The following is a 20718-nucleotide window of genomic DNA, read 5'->3' as shown; positions in this document are numbered from 1 at the left end:
TATCATGCACGATTAGAAACCGCAATTCTCCCCGGCTCACCTTTTCTGATACGGCCAATAACAACTGCTGCCGGGGTCTTATACTCTTCTAATTTTTGAATCAGTCTTTCTACCTTGTTTTCCGGTACAGACAACAATAATCCTCCCGAAGTAATGGCATCAAAGAGTACGATTCGGAGCTCCTCCTTAACATCCTCTTCGAATTCCACCTTGCTTTCAAGATGACGCCGGTTAGCCTGAGTCCCCCCGGGAACAGCCTTATGTTCAATACAATTCCAAACACTCTCTAGCACCGGAACAGCCTCTGCATAGACCTCTGCACAACATCCACTGGCCTCGAGCATTTCATGTAAATGACCCAAAAGTCCAAAGCCGGTTACATCTGTAATAGCATGGACCCCAACAGATATTGCCGCTTCAGCTGCCCCCTTATTCAGAGTGGCCATGACTCGTATGACTTCTGCTTCCGCTTCCGGCGAGACAATTCCTCGTTTGATCCCAGTCGTGATGATCCCAACTCCCAGGGGTTTTGTCAGAATTAAGAAATCTTCGGGTTGGGCTTTGGCATTCGAAAGAACATGGTCCGGGTGCACAATCCCAGTAACCGAAAGTCCGTATTTCGGCTCAGGATCATCAATAGAGTGCCCACCAACTAGAACCGCACCCGCCTCCCGAATTTTATCACTCCCACCTTGCAGAATCTTAGCCAATACTTCCATTTCTAACTTTTTAACCGGGAAAGAAACCAAGTTCATCGCAGTTATCGGTTTGCCTCCCATTGCGTAAATATCACTTAAAGCATTAGCAGCTGCAATTTGCCCAAAAGCATAGGGATCATCCACCACAGGAGTGAAAAAGTCTACGCTTTGAACTATGGCCTGCTCATCATTCAAGCGGTATACTCCAGCATCATCCGAAGTCTCCATCCCTACTAAAAGGTTAGCATCCTCTTGATTTGGGGGTAAAAAACGCAAAACTTGCGCCAGGTCCGAAGGACCAATTTTGCACCCTCAGCCAGCCTTCGTGGACAACTGGGTCAACCTGACCTTCTCGGTCATTTTACCCTGTGACATATTAAGATCCATCTTTGCACCACCTATTTATTTACACTTATTTATAAACATAACACTTTAATTATAACAAGATATTAAGCCACGTCAACTACAAACAGGAGCCTGACAAAAGCAAGCGTGACGTGAAAAGCCCCCCCCCCCCCCCGTGATACAAGGGGACGGTCCTTTTGACACGCCCGTTATAAACACAAACAGCTCCCAAAGCTACCGTCTACGTCTTACCCCTCGTCGACCCCAGACTTGAGGAAGTTTCTTAGCTTAGGGAGCAAAATGAGAGAATCGCGTCAATGAGCGCAGTCGTGAATAGCGATGGAACACGTAAGTCTCCAGTGACGATAGTGTCCGGTGGACACTATCGCCGAAGGCGCATGCTCCATAGAGTTCTCACCGCCTGAGGATGACTTACGCCGAAGGCGCAGAGCTACTGACGTTACTTTAGCGCCGTAGGATGTGCGACCGTGCTAAGACACTTCCTCCCCCCATTCCCCTAACCGTTGAATGATCTCTTCAAAGTCACCGCTTAACAGGGTTCGCACATCAATTAGGACCCGATCCTTGTGAATCCTTGATAATATTGCTATTGGCCCTAGGCGGAGAAATTTCTCTAAATCCATGATGTCCCCTTGCTTTGGACGAATAGCACATACCCAAGTAGGCAGCTTAACCGTCGGCCAAGCTCCACCGCCCACTTGAGAGACATCTTCTTGCAACTCTACGGCAATATTCGGATTCGCTTGAAGGGCGGTTACAAGTTCTAAAGCAGCTGTATGTAGTGTATCCAAAGGAGCAGAGAGCATTCTCCAGACAGGAATATCCTCTATTCCTCCGTTATCATATAAGCGAAGGGTAGCTTCGAGAGCCGCTAAGGTTAATTTATCAACTCTAAGGGCTCGTGTTAATTGATTCGTTCTTAAGCGTTGGACAAAACTCTTCTTTCCCACAAGAATTCCCGCCTGGGGACCGCCCAGTAATTTATCTCCACTAAACGACACAAGAGACAATCCTGCCTTAACCGTTTGTTTAATCGTTGGTTCAGGTGGAAAACCCAGACTTGTCCCATCAAAGAAGCTACCGCTTCCCAAATCTTCCATCACCGGAACCCCTAGTCTCTCTCCCAACTCTACTAGCTCAGCTCCCGAAACGGCATGGGTAAAACCTTCAACTCTGTAATTGCTGGTATGGACTTTGAGTAACAGAGCCGTATCCGGACCGATAACTGCTTCATAGTCTTTCAGCCAAGTCTTATTCGTCGATCCAACCTCGACAAGCTTTGCTCCGCCAGCTTTTAGAACCTCCGGTATTCGAAAAGATCCACCAACTTCCACAAGTTCCCCACGGGAAACAATAACCTCTTTCCCTAAGGCGAAAGTATTCATCATTAATAAAACGGCAGCTGCATTGTTATTTACGACCATAGCTGCTTCAGCGCCAGTCAAACGACAAAGTAGCTCTTCAACGTGAGTATAGCGCGAGCCTCGCTCTCCAGTCTCAATAGTCAGCTCAAGGTTGCTGTACCTTTCTGCTTGTTCGGCGACAAAGCGCGCCACGTCCGGCGCTAGCAAAGCTCTTCCGCAATTGGTATGCAATACGACCCCAGTGGCATTGATAACACGCCTTAAACTGGATTCGGTACGCGACAATGTCTTGAGAACTTCATTTACTATCCAGGGCCAAAGGGTCGCTTCAAACTCTTCGAAGGAACCGGAGTGATTATGGTAAATAGTTTCCCGTGCGCCTTGTAAAACCTGTCGAACACACTGAGTTAAACGAAGTAACCACCGCTCATTCGTCATAAACGGACTGAATTCTGTTTGTTCTTCCAACCGAGAAACTACTTCGTGAACAGCCGGAAGAGCCCTTAATCGCCTATGTATCTCTTGTTGCACTAATTGCCACTCCTTATGAGCCAATCTTATATCGACCAATTTCCTGCAATCTGGCCCGCATTCTTTTTAGGATTTCGACAGCATGATTAGCATATGATAAAGGAAACCAAGCAGTGAGTTTTCACTTTGAACCTTTTTTCTTATTTATTGAAGTTATCCGTCACCCTGGCCTTGGGCCTTTATGACTTCTGACTTCTAACTTCTGACTTCAAGGAGGTATTTCATTGTCTAACACCAGCTCAGTTTGTCCACTTAAACAGTCAGATCATCAGGCTGTTATTCTTCCCTTTAAATCACGCTCCCAAACAAAAGAACAATTCTCGCCCTGTATTTTTTGCGGTAAAACTATAAAAGTTCAGAGGTTTAAAGGCAAGACAGTTTGCATCAACTGTCTACATCAAATTCCTGCAATCTTTTACTACGGATAAAGAAAACTTGGCTGGCGCTAAGCCGTAGGCGCAGGCGGCCGGCTTAGTTGCGCTTATGCTTCGAAAGTATAACGCAAGTTTATACTTTCTGACAGTATAAAAAGAAAGGGAAGCATTTGCTTCCCTTTTATAATGCCTCGCTTTGTTTCGTTTTATTGAAGGAAGCATTGAGTGTTTGAACTGCCTTAGCAGAGATAATCTCTTTTCCGTGTTCAGAAAGGAAAACTCCTGTCGTACCAACAATTTCACCGTATTCGTCGAGGATTGCCTCTGCCAATAATCGTTTCTTACCCGTCCCCATTCGGTTGAGTACAAGATAGTATTCATTTTCAAATTCATAAAGGCTAGACTTCAACTGTGCAAATTCCGGCAAACGCCCTACAGCTGAAATTACGTCCTCAAGATCAGCAAATACATAGACTAACTCTGTCACTCTACCTTTAGAGGCCTTCCGAACCACCTTCTCTTTAACAGAACCCTCAGCTTCTTCCTGCTTCATAATCGTAATTACGAACTCATCATTTGTTGCCACGGTTGCCTGAATCCAGAAAGGTTGATCTAAATTAAATTCAACTTCTTCTCTTGCTTGCGCGATGAGTTCCCAGAACAATTGCTCCGTCTTAGCTGATCGCTGAAAAAGATCAGCCATCGTAATATCCCTCTCAGTCAATTCTGTTAAAGAGATAAAGATGCGGATGGTATGCTCGTTAACCTTTTGGACACGCATATTCCCCACTCTCCTTTCCGCATCGCTTGTTACTATAAAGTATACTTACTCTATCTTATTCCCATTATAGCATATTACGCCAATACTTTTTCCGTGAAATCCATGAGAATTGTAGATTCTTCGTTATCCAATCTGGATAAGGTCGTACTTCCTGCTCCCCAAGCCAACTCTTTCACCATAGGAAAGCTGAATAGTCCAGTCTATTTCCGGGAAAAGCACCCGGAATTTGTCATGTTCAGCATGGCGTTCGCCAAGCTCCGAGAGCGGATTCCCATGTGCTTGGTTAATCAAATCCACTGCGGCCTGATCAATAGCAATGGGATCCTTGGAAGCGAGAATACCAATATCTCCAACAATCGGCACATCATTCCAACCACAGCAATCACAAAGGGGCGAAACATTGGTTACAAAGGTTATAAACCCTGTTTTCCCCTCTTTGCCTTTAAGAACTCCTACGGTATACTCGACAATCTTTTCTTGTATGACATCGGCCTCCGTTTTCCAGTTTATAGCAATAGCGCAAACTGGACAAGTCACCGTACATTCGCCGCACCCTATACATTTACTCTCGGAGATCTTTGCCTTGCCTTCTATAACAATAGCCTCAGCAGGACACCATTTTGCGCATTTACCACAGGCAATGCAGACCTCTTCTTTAATTTGAGGCAACAAATCCGAATGCTGTTGTTGTTTGCCTGCGCGACTGCCTAAACCCATCCCTAAATTCTTCAAGGTCCCACCAAACCCTGTAGCTTCATGTCCTTTTAAATGGGTAACGGCTAATAACGCATCCGCCTGAACTGCGGCACTCCCAATCTTCACTTCTTTAAAGTGCTTAAGATCGACTGGCACAGATATATAGTCTTTCCCATTTAGACCATCCGCAATCACTAAAGGGGCCCCCACAACGGAATAATCAAAACCATTCTCAATCGCCGTCTCTAAATGATCGACGGCATTCGAACGAGAACCAACATATAGAGTATTAGCATCTGTTAAGAAAGGACGTCCACCTTTGTTTTTAACCTGCTCAACAACGCGCCGTAAATACTGAGGCGGAACATAGGCAAGATTTCCGCGTTCCCCAAAGTGCAGCTTAATTGCCACAAGGTCTTGAGGGGCAATTGCATCAAGCAATCCCGCTCGATGTATTAATTGCTCTAGTTTCTTGAGAAGGCTTTCCCCTCGCTTCGTCTTCATACTGGTAAAATAAACCTTAGAATTCAAAATAACCACTCCCAACAACTACGATGAACCGAATAGCGTTCTAAAACTCCTGACCTATCTTAAAAGTATTAACTCTATAACAAACTACCCATAACCTCACAGCGTACGACTTCTCGTCTAGTCGGCAGGTACATGAGCTTAACTTGATCATCGACATTCAACTGTTCATAAACATAATAGTCGATATAAAACTGCTTACGTTCCGTACCACTACGAAGATCTAAAACATATGAGCTTGCACCTGTATCGAAGGATTTCCCCTGTACTGAACCTTGGATAATCCCAGGTCTATGAAACCAGTCTGGTTGAGAAAACAAAAGTAAATCTATATAAACTCCTAATACTCCTATCCAGATAGAAGCTCTCACAGTCCAAATTAAAAATCCCCAAGCGTCACGAGCATAGCGCCAAGTACAAACGAATTTCCAGCCCAGTCGGAGGATAACCATCCCAATTATCAGAAAGAGCACCATCAAATTAGGCCAAGTCGTACTCCATAAATAATAATAATAGTCTGCCATTACTTACCCCTTTACTAAGCGGATCATGAAAAATGAAGCTTGCTGTCAAGCTATCGTTGCCCAGCATAAGGCTTGCTGTTTGAAGGTTTATAGGTCTTCATAATTAGTTCGCTGAAGAATCTATAATCTCCTTCTCTTAATCATAAGTTTAGTGTCCTGGTCGACGGACAAGTATGATAGTTAAGAAAAACGCCATGCGTCTTTTTACTATACTCTTTGCTATGAAAGCAACTCAAGGGCTATGTCATCCTGAAGGAGGTACGACTGAAGGATCTAGATCCTTCGCTAACGCAAGGATGACAGAATAATCTTTTGTTTATTCTGGTCCTGCGAAGCGGCATAGGGGTCTGATACGTCGAAAAAAGGAGCTGTGTTCCCACGCTCCCTAAAAACAGTTCCTCCGTGATACAATCACTGTATATCCTTACCATTTTTACGGCTGGTCATAAGCCGGCACCTCAAGGATATGGCATATGCTTACATTTGCCTTAAGTCCTGTAAAGTTTAGTCCTAAGCTTTTTGGTCGATTCCACCCAAACCGCTCATAATTTTTTGTACATAGGCCTGAGTTTCTTTGTAAGGCGGTATTCCATTATACTTTTCAACAGCACCTGGTCCGGCATTATAGGCTGCCAATGTCAAAGGAATATTTCCATCAAAACGATCCAGCAAATCCTTTAGAAAATGGGTTCCCCCATCTAGGTTCTGTATGGGATCATAGGCATTCTGAACTCCATAGGAAGCTGCGGTACCTGGCATTAATTGCATCAACCCCATAGCTCCTGCAGGAGACGTAGCTTTAGAATTAAAACCCGATTCGGCTTTAATCACCTGCTGAATAAGGCTTTGATTCACTCCATATTTTTGGGCCATTGAATTTATAAGGTGATCTAGAGAACCGACATGTTCAGTGTTGTTCTTAGGAGTATGGGGTTGTTGGGTGTGTTGATTTTGCTGACTCATTAACCCTAGTGCAGAAGACGTCCCTCCTCCAAGAGCGGCTTTAAGCAACGTAGCAAAAAGTAGCATATTCGAATTGCTGCTATCCGCTTCTGAAAACCCCACTTTATTGGGCTGGACATTTTGCCAAGAATGATTCATCTCTTGCAATTGAAATAAAAGAAGCATCTGGGCGGCATTCATACCAATTGCCTCCTTTCATTGTCACTAACGGACAAGATCAAACCCTACTGAGGGACAAACTTGCTAAGACCTTGTAATTCGGTATCCTCTAAAATGCGCTTAGGATCCAAAAGTATGATAATCCGATCAGGCAGATTGACTAGTCCCCCGATAAATGGAGCAGTAACTAAGGGGGGAGGCGGATCTACATCTTCCAAGGTTCGTACTTCCAAGACTCTATCCACGGAAAAACCCACCAACGTTTGATTGACTTCCGTAATTAAGGCAAAGGACTCAGTGTTTAAGGAAGCTTCATCAGATTCTCCTTGTTCTACTGCAGCAATGCCGAAGCGAACATGTAAATCAACGACAGGAATAGCCTGAGAGCGAATATTAATTAATCCTTGGACATAGGCTGGTGCCTGAGGAATTGAGCGTATTTCTCCTAAAAGAGTAATCTCTCTTACCACCTCAATTGGTATTGCGTATTCTTCGTTCCCTAAGGCAAAGATAACGACCTGTCCGATCAAAAACCTTCAACTCTTTCTCTACAAATTTTAGCTCCTGTTTTAAACTATATTAGTTATACTCTGCCAACGTCATTAACCGCTTTCTCTAAGGCCTGGTCTTGAATTTGCAGTACTCTTTGGCTTGCCTCATAAGCACGCATGGCCACTACCATTTTAACCATTTGATCGTTGACATTAACGTTTGACTCTTCTATTGCGCCTTGGCGCATTTGGATCATGTCCCGTGGAACCGGAACCGGGATTTGAGCCGAGCTATATAGCGTGGTTTTCCCTTCACGCTGCAATTCAGTACCCTGAATATCAACGATTCTCAAATGATCGACAATCTCCCCATTATCCCTAATCGTTCCATCATATTCTATTGAAAAATTAGGACCCAGCGGTCCGATCTCACCATTATCCCCTAGAACAAGATTTCCCGCTGTGGTGCGAAGTCGATTAGCTTCATCTAACTCAAAATGACCATTGCGAGTGTACCGTTCACCCGCCGTCGTTTGAACTACAAAGAACCCCTGAGAAACTAACGCTACATCCGTCGGTTGATCCGTTTCAACCACTAAACCCGAACTAGTTTTTATGGCGAGTTGATCAGCAAGTGCGCCCGTCCCCATTCCACCAATAGGCACCTTTTCAGTTCCATCGCCAGCTGACATTCTTTGTAAAAGCATTGAGGGAAATGACTCTACAATCCGCTGTTCTTCTCTATACCCTGGGTTGCGGATATTATCCAAGTTTTCCTCAATCGAGCCCGTCAGTTTCTGATTAACAATCATCCCAGTTGCCGAACTATATAGTCCTCGAATCATCTTTTACCTCCGACTGTATCCCTTTATCATTTAATGACCATACGCAGCAATCCTAGTTGTGAAGAAATGGTCCGTGTGAGTGAATTATAGTAAATTCCATTTTCCGCCACATTGGCCATTTCACGATCAATATCTACATTATTTGCATCATTACGCAAGCTCGTACTAAGGTCCGTCTGGACAATTGTTTGAGTTCCAGTTTCGCCGCTGAGATGCTTGTCAACAGTTGTTTTAAGCGGAAGGGCTGATCCGCTGCTGCCTAAGGCAGCATCAAGGGCCAGCTGAAAATTAACATCAGAACGTTTGAAGCCTGGTGTGTCAACATTTGCAACATTGTCTGCCAGGACTTTTTGCCTCAAACTAGAAGCGTTTAAGCCCTTTTCCAGAACTGTTAAAACAGGAATGTCTAACCATCCAGACATATGATTTTACCTCCTCAATGCATTCGCTTTGGCCATCATATCGTCCCCTTGTTGAAGCAGCCGTGCATCCATTTGGTACGCCCTTTGGGCTTGAATCAAATTCGTCATTGCAGTCGCCAAATCAACATTCGATTGTTCAATAGCTCCTGATTTAACTTCCCCGAAACCATCTGAACCCGGTGTACCTGTCTGAGGCACGCCAGATTCTGGGGTCTCTAAAAAGAGACTATTGCTTATTTGTTGGAGACCATCTGTATTTGTAAAGCTGGCTAACATGATTTGTCCAATGACTTCTTGTTTTCCATCAATCATTGCCAGGATGTCGCCATTCGGCTTAACTTGGACTTCACCGTAATCCGGTGAGATGACCACTTCTGGCTGAAGAGCATAGCCTTGATGATTTATCAACAACCCATCCTTATCCTGTTGGAACAAACCCGCTCTAGTATAAGCTATATCTCCATTGGGGGGCTTCACTTGAAAGAAGCCCTGTCCATCAATAGCTAAGTCCCATGGATTATTGGAACTGGTTATAATTCCTTGGGACATATCAATTCTCTTACCGTGAAATAAAGCTCCAGTGCCTACCCCTAAAGCCGCACCATCAGGAACTCCTCCGTATAAGGATAGATTAGCAGCTTTTTCCTGAGGATCATAGGCTTCGGCCAAATTAACCACACTGGCCTTAAATCCAGCAGTACTAATATTAGCAATATTATTCGCTAAAATATCCACTCTCTCCTGCTGAGAGCGAAGCTGAAATTCTGAAGATAGGCGCATTCTTTTCCCCTCCACCGAACTTTATAAGGATGTTAACCTATAACCAGTTTATCCCACCTTGAGATTTCCTCTTCTAAAGTGAGAGCGGTATACTAGTTGACTTAATTCCGCTTCAAGTCAATAAGCTCCTGAAGCAGCGAGTCGGATACGGTGATAACCCGTGAATTAGCTTGGAAGCCCCGTTGAGTAACGATCATATCCGTAAACTCTTGGGATAAATCAACATTGGACATTTCAACCGCCCCTGGAACAATCAAAGCACGCCCATCTTCAGCAGCGGAGCCGATGTCGGCATCCCCCGAGTTATTGGTTGTAGAATAAAAGTTCCCTCCGAGTTTATTTAGGCCTGCATCATTGGAAAATTTGGCGATGGCAATCTGGGCAATTTTCTGAGTGGCAGAGGTGTTTCCATCGCTATAAACTCCAGTGATTATCCCTGTTTGGTCGATACTGAAACTCGTTAAAGTACGAGGTAGGTTTAAAAAGTCATAACCAATCGTATCATCTTCCGTCGGGGGGGTAGGAGCATTTTCGTGGTTTGAGAAGGTAATTGTATACTTTCCGTTAGTATTTTCTGCCCAATAATAATTAGGAGAGTCATTGACTTCGGCTAAGCTTGGAGCCATGGTATATACACTCGTATCCATTCCATTCGAAGCATAGATTTTTGCTCCTGAAGAAGGCATATGATCAACCGTAATCTTGTTCGGATTATTAGCATCCACGGTCAAGGGGTTAGAGGCTGCAACATAACTAATACTCATGACCGTCCCAGAGGCTCCGTCAGTTGGGCGTTGGTACCCTTCGGAAAATGTAATTGTCCCACTTTCAGGATCAAAGGTAAATTGACCTGACTTCGGGCTGCTTTCCACCCGGGTCATGCCGTCAATGGTTAAGACCCCGGCCCCAATCAATTTATCTCCTTGCATGGTTGTCGGCGTATCAGAATCAGTATATGTGTAAGTGATATCATCATCCCAATTATCCACAGTGGCATTTAACTGAATTTTCTCAGGCTTAATCGGCATATTTTTATCCTGTGGCAAAGAATCACCCAAAGAAAACTTAATAGCCCCATACCCTGGTCCAGTCCAGTTGACCTTCGTCGAGTCATCCGCTCCCCAAGAATACCCTTGAACCCGAGCACCAGTCGAAGGATCTTCCAAGTAACCATCCCTATCGAAGCCAAAGCCGCCGGCTCGTGTATAGACGATTTGACCACCATTATCCATAACAAAGAACCCTGGTCCCTGTAACATTAAGTCTGTGTCCTTGCCCGTGGATTGAGCACTTCCTTGAGTCATAATCTTGTCAATCGAGCCCAAAACCGCCCCTAAGCCTACTTGAATTGCATTCGTCCCCCCTTGAGTAGCTGAAGGAGATGAAGCACCTTTCATCGTTTGGCTGAGCATGGTGGAGAAATTAGCTCTGCTGCGCTTAAAACCCAAGGTGTTAACATTTGCTACGTTATCCCCGATCACATCCATCTTAACTTGGTGGTTTTTCAGGCCCGAAATGGCTGAATATAATGAACGCATCATAGCGTGAATTCCTCCTCTTTTCTATGTGGATTAATCGATGGTTTTCAGGTTTTATCATATCCCCGCTACATTAAGTTGTTGCTGGGTCATTCGTATCATCTGTGGACTCATTTGTATCGATGGTGTCAGTCGTTGTATCCGTTGTATCCCCTGTATCCCCCGTATCGTTATTTACCGGAGCTTTATCCATAACCAAAGTAACTAGATTCAATTCAAGATCAGCAAGAGTCCCATCGGATTTTCGAATTTGTACGGTTGGTTCACCATCAAGCCACTTTACAGCTTCAACCACGCCTTCCATTGGAGTTGAGTCAGTCACATTGATTCCACCCACCCATTTCCCAATCATAGCAGCACCTTGGGTCAGTGTAGCCTGTTGAGCGAAGTTGAACATACTTTTGCTCAAATCTTCCATGGACTTAGCGACATTATTCATTTGCTCCAAAGAGCTGAATTGGGCCATCTGCGAAATGAAATCCTTATTATCCAACGGTTGCAGAGGATCTTGGTTTTTAAGTTCTGTCATAAGTAACTTCAGAAAATCGTCTTTGCCTAACGCTGTGTTTACGGCATTAGAAATCGATTGCCCATTAGTGGAATTATTCGTGTTCGATGTAGAATTTGTACCATTAATTGTATTACTCATTATGTTTAGCCCTCCTAGGCGGTGACATTAATTCGATTATTCAGGTCTGCATGAGAAGGCAAGTTTAAGACGGTAAGTGGATCTTCATCCTCAATTAGGTTCGTGTTTGAATCCTGTGTCCTGTGAAATTGCTCTTGATGATTTTGATTCTGCTGCTGTTCCCTGCCCTGCTGCCCCATTTGCAACGTACCACAATTCACACCTTGATTTGTTAAAGTATTACGCAGCTCTGTCAGTTGACTCTGAAGGATCTGACTTGTAGCTGCTTCGGACGCATGTACCTGAAGATGAACTTGACCATTTTCCCATCTCAACCCAATACGAATTCGACCTAAATCTGCTGGGTGCAGTTGAATATCCAGTTCCTTTAATTCATGATTTCGGCTGGAAACTCGCTCCCGAAATACATTGGAGATCTGTTCCCAAACAGGAATCCCACTGGTTTTTCCTTCAGCAACACTAACCGCTTGAATCTTTCCTTCCAATCCTATCCCCGGATTTATATCCTGATTTTGAGAGGCTTTCACTCCGGTATCGGAGGGTTCCGCTTTAAGCGGTTTACTGTGCAGTTGATTTATTTCAGCTAATTTCTGCTTAAAATCTCCGTGAACCATTATATCCTTACTAACCGATGTCGCCTTGTCAGAGACATTGCTATCTATCTTCGGCTGTTTAATGATTGCTCCAAGTTCATTACTATCCGCTTGAAGCATTTCCTTGACGACTCCTCGCGGAACATTTGCTTCTGGAACTTGATTTAGCACTTGATTGAGTACTTGATTGAGTACAGTAAGCAAAGCAGAAGACTTAGGGCTTAGCTCTCGGTTGCCATCACCTTGTTCCTTTGTCAAGAATTCCAACAAAGGTTTAATGACTTTCTGCAGACTTGGGTAAAGCTCACTTTGTGCTCCCCCATCCATTCCCTGCATCCATTCTTTTACCGTCCTAGCGATATCCTGCCGTAGAGACTCCTCAGTAACCTTTCCCTGTTTGCTATTACCTTCAATGATTTGGGCATTTACTAAACCTAAAGAAACTCCTTCTTCAGCTGAGTCTGTAACCGTATCGTTCCTAGAGCTTGAAGGATTCAGGGTATTAGTGAGTGTCTCTTCAATCGCCGTATCCAAACCTGCTCCCTGAGGCCCTTTAATTCCTTCAATATTACTCACTGTTGCTTGTAAGTTCTGAGCTTGACCTTCGACGATTGAAGGGTTGGCAACCGTCAACCACCCCTGGACAAGTTTCATCATTTCCTGACGTTGACTTAAACCCAGTTCTGAAGCTAAGGCTACTCCCTCTGAAGAGGATTCCGTAATCTGTCCAGAGAGTGCTGTTAAAAGCTCTGAGATAATTTGTCTATAGTTATCCAACTCCGAAGTTCCGGGGTTATTCCCCTGAAGTATTTGTGAGGTCATTCCTTTTATCCCAAACACTTCATTTGATATTAGAGAATCAGTTCCCTGATTCACACCGTTTCCGGAATTGGCCTCCTTGCCTGCCGGAAGATGACTCAACTCATTTGGCTGAGAAAGAAATGAAAGCACAAAATGACTATACCCGAGATTCTGTACTAAAGGATCCGGATCTTGTCCTGCTTCCTTCTCTTGACCAATCATTGAGTTTTGTCCCATCGGATCTGCGTTCATAGTTGTTAAGCCACTGAGCATAGCCGCAAATTCAACCATCGTATCTGCTAAGCTATCTGTCGCATTATTACCCTTCATGCTTGAAGTTTTAGCTAATTTACTTCCGCCACTTAGGGAATCCGAAAGGACGTTAATACCAGACATCCACTGTCACCTCCTGCTTAGAGTTCTAAGTTATATATCGACAAAAAAAGCCTTACACATTAGGTAATAATTAAAATAAATTCTTTTTCTGCCTGCTAAGCCTTCCTCTAAGTCTTAAAATGGCTTGAGAATGAAGCTGAGAAATTCTAGATTCTGAAAGCTTTAGGATAGCGGCAATTTCTTTTAGGGTAAGTTCTTCCTGATAATAAAGTGCGACCACTAACTTCTCTTTATCCGGTAACTTTTCCACTGCTACCGCCAAAATCTGTTTTTGCTCCTCTTTTTCAACAGCTTGATACGCTTCCTGTGCTTCCTGATCCACTAGCAGATTAAGCGGCGTACCGCTATAATCCCCCTCATTGTCGACGGTTTCATCGAAGGACGTTAAAGTTAAGATCTGAGCTTGAGCTAAAGTCGCTTCAACTTCCTTGATTTCTATTTGGAGCAACTCGGCGACTTCTTCCACCGTTACCGCTCTACCAAGCCGATACTCTAACTCAGTAAAACCGTCCTGAATTCGCTTTACTTTTTGCCTAGCCGAATGAGGAACCCAATCCATGGTTCTGAGTCCGTCGATCATGGCTCCACGAATGCGAATCGAGGCATAGGTTTCAAATTTAAACCCTCTGGCCGCTTCAAATCGTTCCAAGGCATCGAGTAAACCAAAGACACCATAACCGACGATATCATCCTCGTCCACATGGGGTGGAAGAGAAATCGCTAAACGACCTGCAATGCGCTTAACCAATGGCAAGTATCGTTCAATATGCTCTTGTTTCCAAGGACCGCGGGAAGCGGCTTCATAGGCGTTCGGTATCAAGATTACTCACCCCCGTAATCGTGGTTCGAGGTTCGAAGTTCGTAGTTCGAACCTAGGTTTCTATCCATATGTTTATAATCGTAGTTCGCACTTCACAATTCGTGGCTCGTGCCACGAAGAATCCATAGTTTGGGTTCGAACCTATGTATCTAATCTAAGTTGGCTCAGCTCGCCTTCGAACTATCGAACATCGAGTTACTGCCAGCCCATTCGGCGGACAATTTCTGCTTGACGCTCGCTATCAGGTAATCCCGAGCTTAAATCACGATCTATCTGTCCGGGAAATTCTGCATCTTTTTCCTGTGGAGTAGAAAACTCATCATCTCCAACAGAGAAATCGATATTGCTCCCCCGGCTCGTGTCCAATTCTGTATCTTGAGGTTTTTGAGGTGCAGTTCTTTCAAATAAATTTAAACTTCCAATCATCAGAACGTAAATGACTCCAAAAGAAACCCCGGCTCGAATTATTATGTTAAGGAGGCCTAATTCATTAAACCAACTTAGTAACACGACAATAAGGGTAGTGCCGATAGAAAGGCGCATTGCCCAAACCTGGTATTGTTCTCTGTTTTGGTCGGACATTAAACCACCTTTTCTCCATGATTAATCGTTCGTATACGTAATTCTCCTGACCCGACATCAAAATGGATGGTGCGCCCAAAACTACCTCCAACATCGGAGGCCAAAAGAGGGATTCCGTGTTTTTTCAATTCCTGGCCCACCGCTTCGGCGTTGCGATCTCCAATTTTTAGCACTGGGGGTTTCCCCGGAAAGGAAAACATCTGAGCACCACCTGCCATCTTAGCTTTTAGCCGAGATTTGTTAGCACCCATCGACGTAATCTCTTTAATCAACAATTCCAGCGCAGTATCCGCATATTTTGCTGGATTCCCTCCAAGGCTTCCACTAGCCGTAGGCAGCATAATATGGGCCATTCCGCCGACTTTAAGAAAAGGGTCATGTAGGCAGATCCCGATACAAGATCCTAACCCTGCCGTTAACAAAATGTCAGGCATCTTAGCAGTTTTGAAATCAGCCATTCCGACAGTAATAACTACACTCATACTCCCATGGCCCCCAACAATTTTTTCAATGAACCATCATCAGGCAAAAAGATAAATTGCCCTTCGATTTTAGGAATTCCGGTTAACTGGGTGTCAATAAACAATACTGTATCGTCCAGTACGCCTTCTTCGAGAAAAATTCCATCTAAACTTGCACCAATCATATCTACCGCTAAAGCAGGTACAGAAGGTTGCAAGGGGATCCCGGAAAACTGGGTTAATGCGATAATGAAGGAACTCACCAATATATTCCCTACTTCTTTTAGGGCGGATTGGGCCATCTCACCCATATAAATATCCATCGGCTCCTCGGTTCCAAATAACGCTTGCACCACAATTTCAGCGCTTTCTACAGGAAAGAAAAAGACAGCTTTCCCAGGGGCCTCCCCTTCTACTTTGACATAAATAACTGCCTGAGGAGTATCAAGTTGTCCCACAATTGATGAAACCTGTTCAAAGGGAACCGCCCAAACTTCAGGGACTGACATATCAATTCGTCGCTGTAGAAGAGTGGACAAGGCCGTGGCAGCATGTCCGGAACCAATGTTTGCTATCTCACGTAAGGCATCCAGTTGGAATTGTGTAATCTTCAATTTACACCAATCCTTTCTTACGCATTGCCCTTTGTATATCAAAGACGCAACGAATAATTTTGTCTCGTTCGCGTTCCGAAATTTCATGGAATTGGACGGACACACTGTAAAGCTTAGTATCCTCAATATTAAAAACCCGACATACACGAACTGGGGTTTGTATCTCCCCATAAGGTAAGGATAATTGAGCATAGAGTAAGGATTTATTTTCTACCTTTACCGGTGTAGAAAATCGCATACCCCCTCCACTCAAATCAAGCATAATTGCTTTGTAGAGATCGCTGAGTCCTTCTTTAGTCACCATTCGAAAGGTGACTGGAAATGAGGCTGGGACTCTCACAAAATCACGCCGTTGGACTTTTTCTACACTATCCGGCAATACTAAGACAAGTATTGGGAGTGGGATAGCAATCCTTTGCATAATTTTCCCCTCAAAGGAATAGACAGCAGTTTCGTCGTAAAAGGTTATTTTCACCTTAGTTCCTTCTCGAACAGGAACTAGCTCACCATTTTCAAAGGGAACACCAACCGAGAGAAGTCTCTCTCCCACTTCTTCAATTCGTGATCGGTAGTGCCCTTCATACTCACCTTCGAGGACGGTAAGTTCCACCGCCAGCCCAAATGAAAGTTTTTTCTTATACGACAAGTCGTCACCCCCTTTTCGAAGTTCAATGTTCGTGGTTCAATTTAAAACAGTCTGAGTAATTTGCTTAAGAAACCTTTTACACCACCAGCTTGACGCGGGGGACTAAGATAAATTCCAGTAACTTTACCGGAAATCCATTGAATACAACGATAGGCTGCACTATCCGGAAAACTAATTCCTAAAGGGTCCTGCTGCATAACTGAGCGCCCGACGAGTGGGTCATCGTATACCCATCCTAAAAAGTTGAGTGACCCATCTAAGAATTTACGAACAGCAGTTTCCAACCGTTTATAGGTAGCCAAGGCATCTTTCTCAGTTCTTACCCTATTAATCACTAAATGAATGGGAACCTCACCTGCTTCTTGTCTCAAGGATTTAAGCAAACCATAGGCATCTGTTAGCGCTGTTGGTTCTGGTGTTGTCACCATAATGACGTCATCAGCAGCCTGTAAAAAATTAATCACAGTATGACCTAGACCCGCTCCAGTATCAATAATTAGTAAATCCGTCATCTTTTCTAAGCGCCCAAGATTAGCGATGACGTTCTTTAGCTTATCTCGCTCCAAATCAGCCAGCTTCTGTACCCCAGAACCACCTGGGATAATTCCTATTCCGCGGGGGCCTGTCAGTAGAATCTCTTCAATGGTTTTTTCTCCAGATAATAGATGTTCAATTGTATAACGAGCAGACAGCCCAAAGGCAATATCGACGTTAGCAAGTCCCAAATCTCCATCAAGAATAATTACCCGACGTCCATATTCAGCCAAGGCCAGAGCTAAATTAACGGTAAAGGTAGTCTTCCCCGCTCCGCCTTTGCCACTTGTAACGGCAATAACCCTCATTTTCGTTGGCTTTGGTTGTTTGCGAGACGCCAAATCTCGCAATACACTCGCTTGATCATGCATGGGGCATCTCCTCCCCGATTACATAGCGAGCTAAACGAAAAGGTGTTGCTGCCTCTATGTCATCAGGGACATTTTGGCCGTTGGTTAGATAAGCTGTAGGAAGGGTTGTTTGACTCAAGAGATTTAGAATCGACCCGGCACTCCCTGTCTCATCCAATTTGGTAAAAATGAGATGAGTCGTAAAACTTTCAAACCGTTTATAAATCCGATATTGATCGGCTGTTTGCGTCGTCGCGCTCATAACCAGCATCGTGAAGTCTGGCTGAGCCTCTTCTAAAAATGCCCGTAACTCAGACATATGTAAATCATGATGAGGACTTCGCCCCGCAGTATCTATAAAAATTAGTTCCTTATCTGCATGACGCTCCAAGGCATCACTTAGCCCGGAGGGCGTCATGACCACTTCAACTGGTACTCCAATAATTTCTCCAAAGGTTTTAAGTTGCTCTACTGCCGCAACTCGATAGGTATCTGCAGTAATTAAGGCTACTTTGCGTTTATCGACAATACTAAACCCTGCAGCCAGCTTACCAATGGTCGTTGTTTTCCCCACTCCAGTAGGGCCAATCAAAGCGATAATCCTAGGTTTATCGATTCCAGGCTGTATAAGGCCAATCTGCCCGCATAGTTGACTGACATTGGCTTCAATCCGGGCGTATACCTGAGAATTGTCATCCCACTCTTGGGGGGATAGAGTTTGCTGGACATTGTTTATTATGCGCCGAACCAAATGCTCACTGATCCCTCTGTTTTGGAGAAGGTCCACCCATCTTTGCAGAACAGGCGGCCAATCCCTTTTGTCCTCCTTAGTGTCCGTCTGCTTATTTAATTGCTTATTCATTTGTTCAAGTAAACGTCGCATTGATTTTATTTCTGCTTGAAGGTTCTCGGATTGATCCTTTGGCTCGGATAGATTCCTCGTTGGAACCGAGACCGACGTTTTCTGGGCTGTAACCGGAACTTCTTCAATGGCCGCTGTGATTTCAATTTTCTTTTTACCAAATAAGCCAAAGAAACCTCCATCACTAAATTCTCGTGTCTGAAGAATAACAGCTTCTGATCCCAGTTCCTTTTTCACTTTTCCCATGGTCTCTGAAACATTGTCTCCCACAAATCGTCTAACTCGCACGATCCATCCCCACCATTCCTACAGCTTGAACTTGTATTCCTTGGACTAATTCGTTATATGAAAGCACCATTAGTTGAGGCAGTTGTCGTTCCGTGACTCTCTTTAGATTAATTCGAACCAGCGGAGCGCAGACAATAACCGGAGTTAAGCCTTTAAGTACCACCTTTTCCACCTCACGGGTGAGGTTTTGCATGAGCACTTGCAGCACCTTCGGATCTAAGGCTAAATACGTACCATAATCAGAGGGTTGAATGCTGTCCAGAATCTGCTGTTCAATCTGTGGATCTAAAGTCATCACCGGTAAGCTCTTATCTTTGCCAAGCAGCGGTTGCAGTATCTGCCGAGCTAAGGCCTGCCGGACATGTTCTGTCAGGCGATCCAGATCCTTGGTAACCTGCGCGTAGTCTGCCAAAGTTTCCAGAATAGATACCATGTCTCTTATAGAAACCCTCTCTCGAAGCAAATTAGAAAGCACCTTCTGAACCTGACCCAGACTAAGCATATCCGGAATCAGCTCATCCACTACTGCCGGAGCTAATTCCTTAGCATGATCAACAAGTGTTTTAACATCTTGACGGCTGAGAATTTCCCAGGCTTGACTCTTAATCACTTCTGTAATATGGGTTGCCAGCACGGTTGGTGCATCCACCACCATCCACCCGTTAAGCTCGGCTTGCTCTCGATACATGGCATTAATCCATTTGGCATCAAGTCCGAAGGCCGGCTCCTTAGTCGGAGTCCCGGGAATCCCCTCATCGTCAAACCCACCACTCATGGCCATGAAATGATCCGCTAAGATTTCCCCACTAGCGATTTCTGCACCACGAATTTTTATAATATATTGATTTGGCTGTAAGTTCATATTATCTCGAACCCTAATGACTGGAACAATAAACCCCAGCTCACTGGCAATTTGACGACGAATCAGAACAATTCGATCCAGCAAATCTCCCCCTTGATGGACATCGACTAAAGCAATCAGCGCGTAGCCTAGTTCAAGCTCCATATGGTCAACCTGCAAGAGGTTAAGAACATTTTCCGGTTTCTTGCTTTCTTCAATCTCGGTTTCTCGGACAGCTGCCGTCTCCTTAATAACAGACACCTTAGAATTTCGCTGAAGCATCATTCCCATTCCAATTAAAACAGCAGACACTGTAAACAGCGGTACTTTTGGCAAGCCAAGGAGAGCTAACATAGATAGTACTCCCGCCGTAATGAATAAGGCTTTCGGCTGTCTAAACAGCTGCTTGACTAAATCTTCCCCTAAATTACTTTCCGTAGCTGCCCGGGTGACCACTAGGCCTGTTGCCGTCGAGATTAAGAGGGCCGGGATCTGTGAAACAAGTCCATCTCCAATTGTCAACAAAGTATATTTATGAAGGGCTTCCACCAAAGGCATATCCTGCATCACAACCCCTGTGATAAAACCCCCGATAATATTAATAAATAGGATAATAATTGCGGCAATGGCATCCCCTTTAACAAACTTGGTCGAACCATCCATTGCACCATAGAAATCCGCTTCCTGTTGAATTGCCTTACGTCGGTCGCGAGCTTGTTCTTCATTAATCATCCCAGCATTAAGGTCTGCATCAATAGACATTTGTTTACCCGGCATAGCATCTAAGGTAAAACGAGCTGCCACTTCCGAAACACGCTCGGCTCCTTTGGTGATGACTATAAACTGAACCAGCACCAAAATGATAAAGATGATAAACCCTACCACTGCATCTCCACGAATGACGAATTCTCCAAACTGTTGAATAATATCCCCTGCATGCCCGTCAAGCAAAATCAGACGAGTCGCTGAGATATTCAAAGACAGTCGGAACAAGGTTAACGTCAATAAGAGGGAAGGCAGAGCAGAAAACTCTAAAGGGTCTTTGGCAAAAACAGCTAGCATTAGAGTTAGAACAGACGCTGTAATATTCAAGGTAATAAGAATATCCAGCAGCCCAGCGGGCAGCGGAACAACCATCATGACCACGATGCTGACCAGTCCTAAAGCCGCAACAATGTCAGTGTTATTCAAGAACCGACCTTTAACATTCGCAGACATGGT

Annotated in this window: 21 protein-coding genes; all 21 read right to left on the bottom strand. The window is 44.4% G+C overall.

Features of this window, described 5'->3' with window-relative positions; all coding sequences use genetic code 11:
* Positions 1–2 precede the first annotated feature (2 nt).
* Positions 3–1058: a selenide, water dikinase SelD gene (gene selD, locus HGJ98_RS20975; protein ID WP_291353680.1), complete on the bottom strand. Its 1056-nt coding sequence runs from the start codon at positions 1056–1058 to the stop codon at positions 3–5.
* 476 nt (positions 1059–1534) lie between these two features.
* Positions 1535–2959: an L-seryl-tRNA(Sec) selenium transferase gene (gene selA, locus HGJ98_RS20970; RefSeq protein ID WP_291353668.1), complete on the bottom strand. Its 1425-nt coding sequence runs from the start codon at positions 2957–2959 to the stop codon at positions 1535–1537.
* A 555-nt stretch (positions 2960–3514) separates the two neighbouring features.
* Positions 3515–4114 carry an adaptor protein MecA gene (locus tag HGJ98_RS20965; RefSeq protein ID WP_291353666.1) on the bottom strand — a complete coding sequence of 200 codons (600 nt, stop codon included), beginning with the start codon at positions 4112–4114 and terminating at the stop codon, positions 3515–3517.
* 123 nt (positions 4115–4237) lie between these two features.
* On the bottom strand, positions 4238–5341 hold the full coding sequence (locus HGJ98_RS20960) for a DUF362 domain-containing protein (protein ID WP_291353664.1): 1104 nt from the start codon (positions 5339–5341) through the stop codon (positions 4238–4240).
* Between the two features lie 74 nt (positions 5342–5415).
* Positions 5416–5862 carry a hypothetical protein gene (locus HGJ98_RS20955; protein ID WP_291353663.1) on the bottom strand — a complete coding sequence of 149 codons (447 nt, stop codon included), beginning with the start codon at positions 5860–5862 and terminating at the stop codon, positions 5416–5418.
* Between the two features lie 510 nt (positions 5863–6372).
* Positions 6373–7005, bottom strand: a complete 633-nt coding sequence (locus HGJ98_RS20950) for a lytic transglycosylase domain-containing protein (protein WP_291353661.1) — start codon at positions 7003–7005, stop codon at positions 6373–6375.
* Positions 7006–7049: 44 nt separating this feature from the next.
* Entirely contained in the window at positions 7050–7514 is a 465-nt protein-coding gene (locus HGJ98_RS20945) for a chemotaxis protein CheW (protein WP_291353660.1), read from the bottom strand.
* Between the two features lie 53 nt (positions 7515–7567).
* On the bottom strand, positions 7568–8320 hold the full coding sequence (locus HGJ98_RS20940; protein WP_291353658.1) for a flagellar hook-basal body protein: 753 nt from the start codon (positions 8318–8320) through the stop codon (positions 7568–7570).
* A 26-nt stretch (positions 8321–8346) separates the two neighbouring features.
* On the bottom strand, positions 8347–8742 hold the full coding sequence (gene flgB / locus HGJ98_RS20935; protein WP_291353656.1) for a flagellar basal body rod protein FlgB: 396 nt from the start codon (positions 8740–8742) through the stop codon (positions 8347–8349).
* Positions 8743–8748: 6 nt separating this feature from the next.
* Positions 8749–9522, bottom strand: coding sequence for a flagellar hook-basal body protein (locus HGJ98_RS20930; RefSeq protein ID WP_291353654.1), 774 nt, complete (start codon positions 9520–9522; stop codon positions 8749–8751).
* A 101-nt stretch (positions 9523–9623) separates the two neighbouring features.
* A complete protein-coding gene (locus HGJ98_RS20925; protein WP_291353652.1) occupies positions 9624–11063 on the bottom strand; it encodes a flagellar hook protein FlgE in 1440 nt (479 codons plus the stop codon).
* A 70-nt stretch (positions 11064–11133) separates the two neighbouring features.
* Positions 11134–11709, bottom strand: a complete 576-nt coding sequence (locus tag HGJ98_RS20920; RefSeq protein ID WP_291353649.1) for a flagellar hook capping FlgD N-terminal domain-containing protein — start codon at positions 11707–11709, stop codon at positions 11134–11136.
* Between the two features lie 14 nt (positions 11710–11723).
* Positions 11724–13499: a flagellar hook-length control protein FliK gene (locus tag HGJ98_RS20915; RefSeq protein ID WP_291353648.1), complete on the bottom strand. Its 1776-nt coding sequence runs from the start codon at positions 13497–13499 to the stop codon at positions 11724–11726.
* 70 nt (positions 13500–13569) lie between these two features.
* Entirely contained in the window at positions 13570–14319 is a 750-nt protein-coding gene (locus tag HGJ98_RS20910; RefSeq protein ID WP_291353647.1) for a FliA/WhiG family RNA polymerase sigma factor, read from the bottom strand.
* A 195-nt stretch (positions 14320–14514) separates the two neighbouring features.
* On the bottom strand, positions 14515–14901 hold the full coding sequence (locus tag HGJ98_RS20905) for a hypothetical protein (RefSeq protein WP_291353645.1): 387 nt from the start codon (positions 14899–14901) through the stop codon (positions 14515–14517).
* On the bottom strand, positions 14901–15383 hold the full coding sequence (locus HGJ98_RS20900) for a chemotaxis protein CheD (RefSeq protein ID WP_291353643.1): 483 nt from the start codon (positions 15381–15383) through the stop codon (positions 14901–14903). The genes HGJ98_RS20905 and HGJ98_RS20900 overlap by 1 nt, the downstream gene beginning before the upstream one ends.
* Positions 15380–15976 carry a chemotaxis protein CheC gene (locus tag HGJ98_RS20895; protein WP_291353641.1) on the bottom strand — a complete coding sequence of 199 codons (597 nt, stop codon included), beginning with the start codon at positions 15974–15976 and terminating at the stop codon, positions 15380–15382. Before HGJ98_RS20895 ends, HGJ98_RS20900 begins: the two co-directional genes overlap by 4 nt.
* 1 nt (position 15977) lies before the next feature.
* On the bottom strand, positions 15978–16622 hold the full coding sequence (locus tag HGJ98_RS20890) for a flagellar brake protein (RefSeq protein ID WP_291353640.1): 645 nt from the start codon (positions 16620–16622) through the stop codon (positions 15978–15980).
* 41 nt (positions 16623–16663) lie between these two features.
* Positions 16664–17527, bottom strand: a complete 864-nt coding sequence (locus tag HGJ98_RS20885) for a MinD/ParA family protein (protein WP_291353639.1) — start codon at positions 17525–17527, stop codon at positions 16664–16666.
* A complete protein-coding gene (flhF, locus tag HGJ98_RS20880; protein ID WP_291353638.1) occupies positions 17520–18656 on the bottom strand; it encodes a flagellar biosynthesis protein FlhF in 1137 nt (378 codons plus the stop codon). Before flhF ends, HGJ98_RS20885 begins: the two co-directional genes overlap by 8 nt.
* Positions 18646–20715 carry a flagellar biosynthesis protein FlhA gene (gene flhA, locus HGJ98_RS20875; protein ID WP_291353637.1) on the bottom strand — a complete coding sequence of 690 codons (2070 nt, stop codon included), beginning with the start codon at positions 20713–20715 and terminating at the stop codon, positions 18646–18648. Before flhA ends, flhF begins: the two co-directional genes overlap by 11 nt.
* Positions 20716–20718 lie beyond the last annotated feature (3 nt).

Source organism: Desulfosporosinus sp., assembly GCF_014237355.1.
Lineage (GTDB): Bacteria > Bacillota > Desulfitobacteriia > Desulfitobacteriales > Desulfitobacteriaceae > Desulfosporosinus.
This window is presented reverse-complemented; position numbering and strand designations above follow the sequence as displayed.